General features: G+C 32.3%; 12 protein-coding genes. 6 read left to right on the top strand and 6 right to left on the bottom strand.

Translation table 11 applies throughout. From position 1 onward, the window contains the following. Positions 1-225: 225 nt before the first annotated feature. Positions 226-393, bottom strand: coding sequence for a 50S ribosomal protein L33 (gene rpmG / locus A9G17_RS08730; protein WP_025314526.1), 168 nt, complete (start codon positions 391-393; stop codon positions 226-228). A 15-nt stretch (positions 394-408) separates the two neighbouring features. After that, positions 409-645 (bottom strand): 50S ribosomal protein L28, encoded by a 237-nt coding sequence (gene rpmB / locus A9G17_RS08735; RefSeq protein WP_025314527.1) that lies wholly within the window; start codon positions 643-645, stop codon positions 409-411. Positions 646-1,333: 688 nt separating this feature from the next. On the opposite strand from rpmB, the gene aroE reads away from it, so the two are divergent. The 6 genes from aroE (at position 1,334) to argA (ending at position 7,823) form a co-directional block, all read left to right on the top strand. Further along, on the top strand, positions 1,334-2,164 hold the full coding sequence (gene aroE, locus A9G17_RS08740; protein ID WP_065738366.1) for a shikimate dehydrogenase: 831 nt from the start codon (positions 1,334-1,336) through the stop codon (positions 2,162-2,164). A 149-nt stretch (positions 2,165-2,313) separates the two neighbouring features. Beyond that, on the top strand, positions 2,314-2,667 hold the full coding sequence (locus A9G17_RS08745; protein ID WP_065738367.1) for an Aca2/YdiL-like domain-containing protein: 354 nt from the start codon (positions 2,314-2,316) through the stop codon (positions 2,665-2,667). Between the two features lie 223 nt (positions 2,668-2,890). Further along, the gene (gene aroL, locus A9G17_RS08750; protein ID WP_065738368.1) at positions 2,891-3,403 is read left to right on the top strand and encodes a shikimate kinase AroL; all 513 of its coding nucleotides are present in this window, start codon (positions 2,891-2,893) and stop codon (positions 3,401-3,403) included. A gap of 279 nt (positions 3,404-3,682) precedes the next feature. Next, a complete protein-coding gene (locus A9G17_RS08755; RefSeq protein WP_065738369.1) occupies positions 3,683-4,882 on the top strand; it encodes an MFS transporter in 1,200 nt (399 codons plus the stop codon). Positions 4,883-4,951: 69 nt separating this feature from the next. After that, entirely contained in the window at positions 4,952-6,247 is a 1,296-nt protein-coding gene (locus tag A9G17_RS08760; protein ID WP_065738370.1) for an MFS transporter, read from the top strand. 247 nt (positions 6,248-6,494) lie between these two features. Then, positions 6,495-7,823: an amino-acid N-acetyltransferase gene (gene argA / locus A9G17_RS08765; protein WP_065738371.1), complete on the top strand. Its 1,329-nt coding sequence runs from the start codon at positions 6,495-6,497 to the stop codon at positions 7,821-7,823. 86 nt (positions 7,824-7,909) lie between these two features. On the opposite strand, the gene A9G17_RS08770 is transcribed toward argA, so the two are convergent. The 4 genes from A9G17_RS08770 to A9G17_RS08785 all read right to left on the bottom strand — a co-directional run bounded on the left by A9G17_RS08770 (position 7,910) and on the right by A9G17_RS08785 (position 13,649). Next, positions 7,910-9,163: a PTS ascorbate transporter subunit IIC gene (locus tag A9G17_RS08770; protein ID WP_065738372.1), complete on the bottom strand. Its 1,254-nt coding sequence runs from the start codon at positions 9,161-9,163 to the stop codon at positions 7,910-7,912. Between the two features lie 570 nt (positions 9,164-9,733). Further along, entirely contained in the window at positions 9,734-11,149 is a 1,416-nt protein-coding gene (locus tag A9G17_RS08775; RefSeq protein WP_081301725.1) for a glycoside hydrolase family 28 protein, read from the bottom strand. A gap of 175 nt (positions 11,150-11,324) precedes the next feature. Beyond that, complete coding sequence (locus A9G17_RS08780; RefSeq protein WP_065738373.1) at positions 11,325-12,296, bottom strand: sugar-binding transcriptional regulator; 972 nt, start codon at positions 12,294-12,296, stop codon at positions 11,325-11,327. A 108-nt stretch (positions 12,297-12,404) separates the two neighbouring features. Further along, the gene (locus tag A9G17_RS08785) at positions 12,405-13,649 is read right to left on the bottom strand and encodes a zinc-binding dehydrogenase (protein ID WP_065738374.1); all 1,245 of its coding nucleotides are present in this window, start codon (positions 13,647-13,649) and stop codon (positions 12,405-12,407) included. Between the last annotated feature and the right edge of the window lie 7 nt (positions 13,650-13,656).

A 13,656-nucleotide genomic window follows, 5' to 3' on the forward strand; every position in this document is an offset into this window, starting at 1 on the left:
CTGAAGCTTTTTTGTTTAAAGATATTAATAAATAATTTACTTCACTGGGGCAGATATAATTAAGAATGATATCAATCATTAATATCTAAAATAAATAGTGAACCTTTTGTTCATTACAGATGAAGAAAAATATGCCTATATTGATTACAACTAATATTAAAAGCATATCTTTATTAAAGATATAAAAAAACCCAGCATTTGCTGGGCTTTTTATTTATTAGATAACTATTTAATTTTAGCTTCTTTATAAATAACATGCTGACGAACAACGGGATCGTATTTTTTGATTTCCATTTTCTCAGGCATAGTTCTTTTATTTTTGCTAGTGGTATAAAAATGACCTGTACCAGCAGAAGAAACTAATCTAATTTTTTCGCGTACACCTTTAGCCATGATATGGTTTCCTTATTAGTACTTTTCACCACGGGCACGAAGTTCAGCTAAAACTGCATCAATACCCTTTTTATCGATAGTTCGCATACCTTTAGCAGATATACGCAATTTTACAAAACGTTTTTCGCTCTCAACCCAGAAACGGTGAGTTTGAAGATTTGGTAGAAAACGACGTTTAGTAGCATTCATCGCATGAGAACGATTATTTCCTACTAAAGGACCTTTTCCTGTTACTTGGCATACTCGTGACATGTCAATAATTCTCCGAAATTTCTATGCTTAAGCCTTGGGCGTAATATGTTAATGGAATTAACCTCGTCAGGCTTTTAGTTTGCTGCAGTTCTATCTGAGAAGCAGTCTAACCTCTCACACTACACCCACAATAATGAGGTAGCGAAGTATACGCTGTTATACACAAATTCTCAAGCATTATCTTATTTAAGCTTAAAATAAGTTTATATAAATGTAGTTCACATAAAACCCAAATTGAGATAGAAAGTGCCGTGATGGATTTGGTTTCGATCTATTATGGTATAGACATTATAGCAAGAGTACTCATTCTTGAATGAGTTTAATGTTGTTCACCTTATCATATATTACCCACAGAGCAAAAGTTTTATTGCTTTCTAATTGAACATATCTTAATTAAATATAATGACAATGCTATTTTGGGGGAGCTTGGAAAATTATCTTACTATTTGATGTGTCAAAAATATTAGCTTAAGACGGTGAATAATTAAAAAGTTAAATTCTGTTCAAAATATTCTATTAATAGAGTAGATATTATTTTTTACATATTAAACAAATTTTTATAAAACAAAATGTTAACTTTGTCTGTGATTTTAGAAAAAATGATTTAATTTTATAATAAATGTGTTTTAATAATTAGGATGAAGATTTTATTTATTCCTTTTGATTTTCCAACTTTCAAGGAGATTATATGAGCCAGTTTCAGCCATATAGCATATACGGCATTATCGGTTATCCTTTAGGACACAGTATGAGTCCACTTATTCATACCACATCATTTCAAGATTATGGTATTTCTGCTGTTTTAGTACCATTTCCTACTCCTCCGGAAGAAATTCCAACATTATTTAAATCTGTAAGATTATTAAATATACGTGGATTATGTGTCACTATTCCACATAAACAAACCATTATTCCTTATTTAGATGAAGTAACTGAACATGTAAAAAAGGCGGGAGCAGCGAATTTAGTGTATTGGGATGGCGACAAGCTTTGCGGTGACAATACTGATATTGTAGGTTTCATGGAGCCACTTAGAGCGAAGAATTTGCCTGCTGAATACAAAAAAGTTTTATTACTTGGGGCCGGTGGTGCTGCACGAGCTGCCGTTGTTGGTTTACAAGATCTTGGTTATACCGATATTACTGTAACTGACATTGTTGATGATTTACCTCAATCATTAGCTAAAGAATTCAATCTTAAAACCGTTGCATGGCAAGATCGAAATAAAGTAGAAGCGCAAATAATTATTAATTCGACTCCATTAGGTATGACAGGTAAATTTGAAGATCAAACACCTTATGAACAAGCATGGTTTAAAGGTAAAGGTATTGCGTACGATATCGTTTATACGCCATATAATACTCGCTTTAGACAAGAAGCTGAAAAAGCAGGTTGGGAATCAATTTCCGGTCGAGAAATGTTTATTGGGCAAGCGAATGCACAATTTAAAATTTGGACGGGTAAAGATCTTTCTGAACGGGCAAAACAAGCCGTAATTGATGCCCTAGCAGGTAAATAATTAAATAAATAAAAGTATACACATCTAATTTAAATTAGATGTATTGCTGATATCTATACGTTTAAATTTTTTAAATTCTTTATATAAATGATATCGATGTCATATGTAAAGTTACTGTATAAGTAAAAATACGATAAGGAGGAGTATTTATGACTAACTTAGAATTGCAAGCGTATCGTCGTTTCCTTATGTTAAAAGTGTCAGAGGCAAGTGAATATATTGGTAAAACTGATGTTAGTACATGGCATAATTGGGAAAAAGGTACTGTTCCTGTTCCCCAATATGTTGTTACCGCAATGCAAGAATTGAAAAAATTCCGAACTGATAAAGTAAATATTATTATTAATAGTATTAATGATCGTGTTGGTAGTAATACTATCCGTTATTTTATGACCTATGAAGAGTTCAAAAAAGTCAATCCAGAACTTGACATCATTCAGTGGCGATTACATCAATCTATTGCGACAGAGTTATATTTTCGTGGTTTAGAAAAATTGTGTTAACAAAAAATGATACAACCACCATTTAAGTTTAGAGATATCTCCAATAAAAGTGTAAATTATTTTTTACGGATTAAAATTAAATTTTATTTATTTATTTTATAAAAATCAATGATTTTTAAAAATATATAATAATATGTAAAAAAAATATTGCAAAATTTAAAGTGAATCACTAGCATAGACGGTATATTCTGTAAGCTGTAAATTTGAAGGAACAGGACTCAATATGAATAATACTATTTTTTTAGTAGGCGCCAGAGCAGCTGGCAAAACGACAATGGGAAAAATGCTTGCAAATAAGCTATCGTTTTCTTTCATTGATACAGATTGCCATTTGCTTGAGACTACTCAAAAAACAGTAGCTGAAATTGTTGAAAAAGAAGGTTGGGAAGGCTTTAGAGCCAGAGAAAGCCAGATTTTAATCGATACAACTAAGCCAAATCGAGTCATTGCTACAGGTGGAGGAATGGTACTGGCCGATCACAATCGCCATTTTATGAAACAAAATGGTACTGTCATTTTTTTATCAGCTACAGCTGCAACATTAGCTGCACGTTTAATGAAAGATCCTAATGTTGCTCAGCGCCCATCACTGACGGGTCTATCTATTTTTGATGAGATGGAAAAAGTGTTGGCAGAGCGGTTACCGTTATATCATGATGCAGCACATCATGTAGTTAATGTTGAACAGGATGAAGCTCTAATACTTAATAATATACTTCATATGTTGCAAAATTAATCTACTACCCTTTTATTAAATACCACTTAATAGAGTGGTATTTTTTATTAATGATAAATAAAAATAATAAGTTAGAAACTTATAAAAACATCTATTGATGAGTTCGATTTTTATTCAATATTATTCTAATTTTATTTATACATAATTTAAAAACTGTAGATAAATATAAAAAACGAAAAGTTTAATAATAAATTTGGCGTAAACGTTTTCAGATGAATATTTATATATTGAATACAATCAAATGCTCAAAAATTTAATTTTACATATGGAGTATCACAAATGGATAATCGAAAAATTAATTCTTATGGAATTGTCGGATCTATTTATGCCAATTATATTATTCAAAGTATTGCATTGATTGTGATTATGCAATTTTCTCAAGATCTTACAAAGCAGCTTAATACTGATTTGCTTGGTCTTGGTTATGTTGCTTCTGGTATAGGTATTGGCAAGATTTTTTTAATGTTTGCAGGTGGAATACTATCGGATAAATTTGGAAGAAAACTTTTTATCTATCTGGGTATGGCTTGCTATGCTATCTTCTTTATTGGCATGACTTTTTGTACCAATATTCATATCGCTTTTTGTCTTGCAATTGCAGTAGGGGCAGGCAATTCTTTTTTAGATACTGGTTCAATGCCTGCTTTGACCGAGTGTTTTCCTCGTTCAGCGGGTTCTGCAAGTGTCCTCATTAAAGCATTTATTTCTATTGGAACGCTAATTCTTCCATTTATTGTTACTTTTTTTAATACAAACGAAATATGGTATGGTTGGGCATTTCTTGGCTTTACGGCTTATTTAGTTATTAATGGTTTAATTTTATTTCCTCAAAATTTTCCTAACAAAGATACCGCAATAAAAGGCAATGGTGGTACTGAAGATTATTTCAAAGCTAAACCAAAGTTTGAATTTGAAGGCATTTTATTGATCCTTATGGGATTCACCACAACGGCAACATTTGTCATAATTTTACAGTGGTTACCAACCATTGCGATTAATGGGGTTAATATGAGCGATCTTGAAGCTAAACAATTGATTAGTTACTATAGCACCGCATCAATTATCTCAGTCTTTGTAACGGCATTTATCGTTAAACACTTATTAAAACCTATATTTTGTATCATTATTTTACCTTTATTGTCGGCAATAGTATTAATGCTATTTTACTTTAATATTTCACCTATGATGTGCGTTATCGCTGCAATTGGTATGGGTTTTACGGCAGCAGGTGGCGTGCTTCAATTAACTCTAGTTGTTATGCAGCAATTGTTCCCAACACGCAAAGGCATAGCGGTAGGCTGTATGTATACTTTTAGTGGGTTATCCTTTATCGTTATTCCGCTTATCGTTCCAAAATTGGCTATGTATGATGTAAGTTATGCTATTTTGATCGACTTTTTTATCGCCTTAGCAAGTGTCATACTTGGTTCTATTGTCCTTTATCGATTTAAACAAGTAATCGATATGACAAAAATATAAAACAAAATATTAATAAATTTAAAAAAATTACTAATAATCAAAAAAATGAATGTTTATAGGAAATAATAGATGATAAATAAATATTTAGGCACCTCAGTTTGTTTATATATGAACTATTTTGTGCACGGAATGGGAGCTATAATTCTTGGGCTAAATATTGATTATTTAGCGGCACAATTTAACCCAGAGCTTGCCTATTTATTTAATACTTCAAAAGATTCATTAACGCCAGAACAAATTGGATTAGTCGGTGAAGCTAAACAAAGTGTTTATAATGTCATGATGGGGCTAGGTGTTGGTCGATTATTAGTATTATTTATCATGGGGACTCTCTCAGATAAATTTGGACGTAAACCATTTATCGTTTTAGGTGGTCTATTTTATATAGGATTCTTACTTGGTATTTTAGTTAGTCCGAATGTACAAATTGCTTTTATGTTTGCAATCTTAGGTGGTATAGCCAACTCAACATTAGATGCGGGTACTTATCCTGCTTTGATGGAAGCATTTCCAAAATCACCGGGTTCGGCGTCAATTTTAATTAAAGCAGCCATTGCCGCAGGTCAATCTGTACTACCAATTATTATGGGTATTATCATGGCTACCCAAGGTTATTATGGTTGGTCATTTATACTGTGTTGTATTATTTTAGGGTTGAATGCATTAATTGTATTAAAAATGCCATTTCCGAATTATAAAATTACTCCAGAGGAAAAAGAGAAAGACCTACAAACTCTTGAAAACCAGATGCCGATATTAAAACAAAAAGCTAATTTTTATATTGAAGGTTTATGTTTTATTGTTATTGGTTTTACATCTACAGCAACTTTTTATTTAGTCTCTTCTTGTTTAAAAGATTTTTCACAAACGGTTGCTGGTATGGATTCATCTGGGGCAGTTCAGGCGTTTTCATCATACGGCATTGGTACATTAGCCAGTGTATTTTTAACCTCAATTTTAGTAAAAAGTCTGGTAAGACCTGTTTATATTGTTGTTCTATACCCATTACTTTCAACCTTAATGTTAATTATTCTATATAGCTATCCAACACCAATGATGTGTATTATCGGCGGTTTCGTGCTTGGTTTCACTGCAGCAGGTGGTGTGTTGCAGTTAGCATTAACCACAATGGCCGAATTTTTTCCATCGGGTAAAGGAAAAGTATTGGGGATTTTCTTTACATCATCGAGTGTTGCAACAGCCGTGATACCATTTTTCATTGGTTGGATATCAACAAATCTAGGTTTGCGTTATGTTATGCTTAGCGATGCAATTATTGCTGGTTTAGGGACATTATTAGCGGTAGTTGTATTAATCCGTTACCGAAAAATATTTAATATTCCTAAAAGTGTAGATAAAGCTTAATTATTCATTTAACAAAATACTCTGATATTAAGGGCATACAGTTATTGGTATGCTCTTTTTTTATATTTATTAAATAAACCACATTTGAAAAATCAATTATTTCAATTTGATAATTTAAATTCTTTATTTTTATATTAGTAAAAATCCCTTTCTGAATTATTTTTTTAAAAACTGCTTGCGATTAAAATAAAAATACATAAAAATACACAAATAATGAATAAATATTCAATGATGAAAGGTTGTGAAAATGAAAGAGCGTACAACTGAGTTAGTTGAAGGTTTAAGACATTCAGTGCCTTATATAAATGCCCATCATGGTAAAACATTTGTGATTTTACTTACTGGAGCGGTCCTTAAAAGCGATAATTATTCAAGTATTATTAGTGATATTGGATTGCTCTACAGCCTCGGTATTAAACTCGTTATTGTTAATGGTGCACGTAATCAAATTGATGGATCGTTAAAAAATCATAACATTGTACCTAAATATCATAAAAATACTCGTATCACTGATGCAGCAACATTAGATATCATCAAGCAAGTTACTGGCCTATTGCAGCTCAACATTACCGCAAGTTTATCAATGAGTTTAAATAATACACCGTTACAAGGCGCTCATATTAGTGTCGTTAGCGGTAACTTTGTCATTGCTCAACCATTGGGGGTTGATGACGGAGTTGATTATTGTCATACAGGTAAAATTCGCCGCATAAATAACGAAGCCATCGAAGAACAATTAGAGCGTGGCTCTATTGTATTACTCGGTCCTGTAGGCGTTTCGGTAACAGGCGAAAGTTTTAATTTAGCATCTGAAGATGTCGCTGCTGAAGTCGCTATTCGCTTAAAGGCCGATAAACTAATCAGTTTTTGCGCAGAACAAGGAGTTCTCGATGAAAATGGTCGAGTTATTACCGATCTTTATCCTATTGATGCGGATAATTATGTAAATAATAAAGAGCAACAAGGTAAGCATTTATCAAGTGAAGCACGTTTTTTACGGGCAGCCTCTAAAGCATGCCGTTGTGGAGTTAGACGAAGCCATTTAGTCAGTTATTTAGTTGATGGCTCTATTTTACAAGAACTCTTTTCCCGTGATGGTATTGGAACACAAGTTTCAATGGAACATTCAGAACAGATTCGCTCAGCAACCATTAATGATATTGGCGGCATATTAGAACTCATCCGACCATTAGAAGAACAAGGTGTATTAGTTAAGCGTTCACGTGAACAATTAGAGATGGAAATTGATAAATTCACCATTATTGAACGTGATAATATGACGATTGGTTGTGCTGCTCTTTACCCTTATCTAGAAGAAAAAATGGGTGAAATGGCTTGTGTTGTAATCCATCCTGATTATCGTAATTCATCTCGTGGTGATTTATTGATTGAAAAGATCATGGAAAGTGCAAATAACTTAGGGTTAGAAAAAATATTTGTATTAACTACCCGTAGTATTCACTGGTTTAGAGAAAAGGGTTTTAATCCAGCAGAAGTGGATGATTTACCAATTAAAAAGAAACAACTCTATAATTATCAAAGAAATTCAAAAATATTAATGTTTAATATTGAATGAAATAATCATTAAAAAGTCTGCTTATTCGGCAGACTTTTAACCAATCATGAATATTTAACTTAATAAAAGCGAAAGCGCTTTTAGTGCTAGTTAAACAATTTCACTACAAATTCGGTGATCAACGACAAACTGGTAAAGTCAGGATCGGCAAATGTAACGCCTTCTACACCAAGAAATGCAAAAAGAGGTAACGCTAGGGCAGGTAATATACATAACAATAGCCCATTGATAAAAGCAGCAATTATTGTACCTCGTGCTCCGCCAGTTGAATTACCAAAAATAGCCGCGGTTCCACCTGTGATAAAGCTTGCCATAATTCCTGGAATAATAATGGGTAAGCCAACAAAAGGAAAAACAACAACGCAGGCTATTTCAGTGAAGAAACTCACAATAAAACCGACCAATACACAATTGGGTGCTTTATCAAATAACACCATAGGGTCGACAGCTGGTACACAACCAGGTGCGACAACTTGAGCAAATCCTTTAAAAGCTGGAATAATTTCTTCAGTAAAAATGGCTACCCCTTTTTTAGCAATATATAAACCGCCTGCAAAAATAGCTGATTGTTCCAGTGCAAAAATAATGAACGTGTTATTTTTAAGAATATCTTTTAAATAATCAGCAGAAGAAAACGCGCCAGATAAACATAGTAAGACAAACATGGTAATAAATGTCGCCACATCAGACTGCCTTAAAAAGCTAAAACGATCGTTTATTTTGATATTTTCAATATCATTTTTTTTATTTCCTAACAATGAACCTAAATAAGAACCTATCAAATATGAGATAGTCCCTGCATGAGCAATACAATAATCATTATTGCCTATTATTTTACGGCTGAATTTAGAGAGTAAAGTTGGAAATATCGCCATATAAAGCCCAATAATAATTGCGCCAGTAGCAACAATTATATAGCCATTATAGCCCATACCTTGTAATACGGCAGTGAACGAAAATGCCATAAATAGCACTAAATGCAGTGATAAATAAATCGATTTAAAGCGAGTAAATCTTGCTAATAGTAGATTAATGATCATCGCAAAAAAGAGGATAAAAGCAGCACTTGTGCCAAGTGATTCCATTGTCAATGCGGTAATGGCTTCATTACTTGGTACTACGCCATGCATACCAAACGCGTGAGTAAACATGTTACTAAACATAATTAACACACCACCCAAAATTTTTCCGCCAGTCTTTATTAACACAAATCCAATGAATGAAAGCAGCGTTCCAGTAATAATTTTAGAAATTTTTGCTTTCTGTAATACCAGACCGATAAAAGCTACTAATGCAATAATGATAGCTGGTTGACCAAATATATTTAGAAAAAGCTCCATGTTTCCACTCCAAAACCTAATAATAAAATTATAAATCATTATAAATGAAACGCTATTTCATTTTGTGTTTTGGATCACAAATTAGCAAATGTAATAAAAAAATAATTAATTATAAGCAAATATTTATCTTAATTAAGGATGATTAATTGACCTTTTTTAGATAACTCTTAATTGAGTTTATTAATATTTATCTGTAAAAATAATTCAGGAATCTATGCCGTTTCATTGAGTTTTGAATATAAGAAAAGGATTTTTAAGATAAAAAGAAGTTGATAAAGATGTCATCACTATATTTTTTGAATCAAAGTTATTTCAGGCAGTGACATTATCCCCACAGTTGTCAGCAACTATTTTATTGATTGTCTTTTTTAGATAACACTTACTTGAGTATATTAATATTTATCTGTAAAAATAATTCAAGAGTCTATACCGTTTTATTGAGTTTTGAATATATGAAATGAGCGTTACCTGTTTTGATTGTCGATTTAATATTTTATATCAAAACAGATAACCGCCCTCTGTTGTTAGCTTTTTATCCAGTTCAATCTAAACTAACACATTAAATTATTATTACTTAGTTATTTTACTGCCTTTTTCTTTAATAATATCTGTTCCTTTTTTTACCTTAATTGTCGTTTTACTGAACTCTACGGATGCATTACGAATTTTAAAACCAAGTTCAGATTCAATATTAATGTTAGAAAATTTAATATTATCAAATGGTTTTTCAGGGGTTCCAATGATAAAACCTGCATAATTGGTTTTACCTTTAACTGTAAGATTATTAAAGCTTATGTTATTAAAGTATGGCGTTTCGTGTTCTTTATACTCTTTAGGTTGTTCATTATCAGCAGGATAGATTTGGTCGCCTAGCATAAATCCACCTGCAAATTCGCCTTCTTGCAACGCTTTAATTCTCGCATCTTTAGTTGTTGGTCCTCCTTTATAATAAGCTGACAGTACAATTGGTGTTTTTACATTTATCATTGTGTTGTTGTTATATTGAATATCTTTGACTTCTCCACCTTTACCTCGAGGAGATTTTATTCGAATGCCATACATTGCATCGGTGAAAGTATTATTTTCAGCAAGCAGATTACTCACGCCACCATTTGTTTCTGAGCCAATAGATAACCCACGCCCAAGCATAAAGTTATTATCAGCAATATAAAAATCATGGCTAAGGTTGTTTTCGGTCGCTTTGATTGCAACGTGATCATCGCCAACACTAATATTATTTTTGGTAATGCTGACTCTTCTACTATTCATTGGATCAATTGCATCAGTATTTTGCCACCAAGCAGGAGCGGATATGGTTGTTTTGTTAATCGTAATATCTTCTACATTTTTAAAAACGATATGAAAACTTGGTGAATTCTGTATAGTGACGCCTTCAATTAAGATATTATTCGCGTCTTTAAATAAAAGTAAACGTGGACGATTTGTTGGTCCTTTTTTTCCTGCCTTACGAGTCTCCGCGCGATATTTTTCTAAAAGCGTTGAACCCTGTCCATCAATAATACCTTCACCAGTGATAGCGATATTCTTTTCTTCTGCAATATTAATAAAGCCAATCCATTGTTCAGCCAATGGCAATGATTTAGCCGAGCTTGACCATTTTTGTTGTTTTTCTGTGGGATGATAAGCACTTTCTTCAGCAGAAGCTTGTAAAACAGCACCTTTTTCTAAATGAAATTCAATATTACTTTTTAAAAAAAGTGGTTCTGATAAATAATAACCTTCAGGGACAATAACTTTACCCCCGCCTTTTTGAACACAATCATCGATAGCCGCTTGAAATGCTTTTGTGTCATACCAAATACCTGTTGCTTCAGCACCATAGTCTCTAACATTACATTGTTTATTAGGAATATTTAATTTTTCTAACGTAACAGGGGAAAATGAAGGCGATGCAAAAACACCAAAACTAGCCGTGAGAGAGAATAGACCAATAGATAATCCATTTTTTATAGTTAACCGATACATAATTTTTCCTTAATCAAAAGTAAAAAAGACAAAATAGTGAATATACAAATGATTATCTAGGTTAACTGTAAAAGAATCTGTTAATAGAATCACAAAACAGGAAAATAGTTTATAAAAATTGAAATGAAGTTTTATTTTTGGTGTGTGTTAATTATCTATTTGTTTATCTAATGGCTTAATTAGCTAATTGATTGGCCATTTCATCACTAATGACTAATATATCAATATAATTTGCATTTAATGCCGCAATCAAACTATTGAGTTTTTCCGCATCACCACTCGCACATATTTTTAAAGGAATTTTTTTGAGATTTTCTAAGGTAACACCGATGATTTGATCATGAAAAGGGGTTTGTAATTCCTTACCGTTTTTATCGTAAAATCGCGACAAAATATCTCCGACAATTTTTTTGTTGGTAATTTTTTGAAAAAGTTCACCATAAAAACCATACCAAATGGAGTTTTTGGATATTGCAGGACAGCCTATACTAAATAAAGCAACGGTAATTTTATTCCACCAATTATTAAGTTCTTTCATATGCTGAGTTTTTTCGATTTCAGTTTTCAAATTAGCTGTATCGACGATGGCAGGGTAGTCAATTAATATCGCGTTACTTTTAAGTTTATCCGAAAGTTTATAAGCTATATTATTTACATGGTATTTTGTTTCGATCTTGCCAGAAGGGCCACCAATCATTGGTACGATGGTAACGTTTTCGAATGTAGCATTATCATTTTTTAAGCTATTAACTATATAATTGATCGATCGCCCCCAAGACACACCAATTACATCATTCTCGGTAATATTTTTGAGTAGAACATTTGATGCGACATTACAAACAATCTGATTTTTACTTTCATTGTCTATATCAAGATTGACTGGTACGACAATAACTTGTTTTAAATGATATTTCTTACGAATTTTTTCTTCTAACGCGATATCGGGTAACAAATTATAATTAATCGAAATCGAAACAATACCGAGCTCGCGTATTGTTTTTAACATGCGACTAATGCTTGAACGATGTATATTCACAATTTTTGCTATTTCTGATTGTGTTTTATTTTCTTCATAATACAACTGAGCAATCTTAATTAACATCTTGTGTTGTTCAAACTCGTCGTTGCGAAAATTTTGATTAATCATAGTAGCGTTATCTTATTATTTTTAGTTATTAAAAAACTCCGTGTTTTTATTCACATCAAGAAGTCATTTTTGTATGACAACTTGAAGTGAATAGAGTATACCAAAAAATCAAGAATCGATATCAGGAAAATAGTTTAAAACATAATCTTCGGCCTCTTTTGACCAAATGCCATGATTTTTAGACAATATCTTGTGTAAAGCAACATCATCTGCATCATCATTTAATGATTCCAAATTTTTAAGATCAAACTTTTTATGAGTATAAACTAATTTTTTTCCTCCTTTAATCTGGTCTTGAATTTGAGTGATGTTACTCGCGTGATCAATACCCATAATATGCGATACGATTTTTGCTACATCGACTGCTCCCGATTCAATAAGTTTAACCGCTTCGCGCATGTCATTAGTATTACCGCCTGAAGTACCAACGATATGGGTAAAGTTATAATGAACATCGTAGAAGTTAATTTCAGCAGAAAAGTTTTTATCTTGTGGACCAGCAAAAAAGTTAAGGCAACCGTCAATTGCCAATAATTGAGAGGCAAGTTGAATCAACTCTTGTGAAGGTAAGAAAACAAAAACATCATCGAAACTACCTGTTGTTGATTTATTTTTTAATAGGGTAACTTGATCATCGGTCTTTGATATATCCACAAATTCTAATTCAATACCATTGCGGGATTGGTAAAGGGTTTTTAAGTGTTCTATTTTTTCTTTACTGCGACCGGTTACGACTATCTTTTTAGGTGCAATAGGACCACCTAATGCATAATCTATTGCCAGCATTCCCATCGGACCGGTACCACCTAAAATAATCAAATTACCATTAGGTTTTATACCCATAATATGTTCATAACTATTGGGTTTTAAGTGAAAATTAGCATTAAACGCGCCGATAATACATGATAAAGGTTCAATTAATGCACCTTCGAAATAAGTTTGTCCATCATAAGGAATCAAACAATCTTGTTTTAATACATCATGGTTGATTATCATGTAAGTTGCACAACCACCAGTATAAGGATAGGAGTATCCTACGCAATATGGACTATCAGTCAGTTGCAAATTGGCTTGAACAACATATTTTTGTCCTGGCTTAAATTTATGCTGCCAATTTTTTCCAACCTGTATAATTTCACCACAACATTCATGACCAATAATAATTGGATTATTTTTTAAATCAGGTGGTGTCTTTTTATGATTTTCACCCTGATTGACTAGTTTTAATGAAGACATACACATACTATCAACAATGACTGTCACTAGAATTTCATCATCAGTAATTTTGGGAAGTTCAAATGATTCCAATCGCAAATCATTTTTTCCATATAGTCTAACTGCATGAGTTTTCATATATTCC

Source organism: Gilliamella sp. wkB7 (genome assembly GCF_001693435.1).
GTDB classification, from domain to species: Bacteria; Pseudomonadota; Gammaproteobacteria; order Enterobacterales; family Orbaceae; genus Gilliamella; species Gilliamella apicola_N.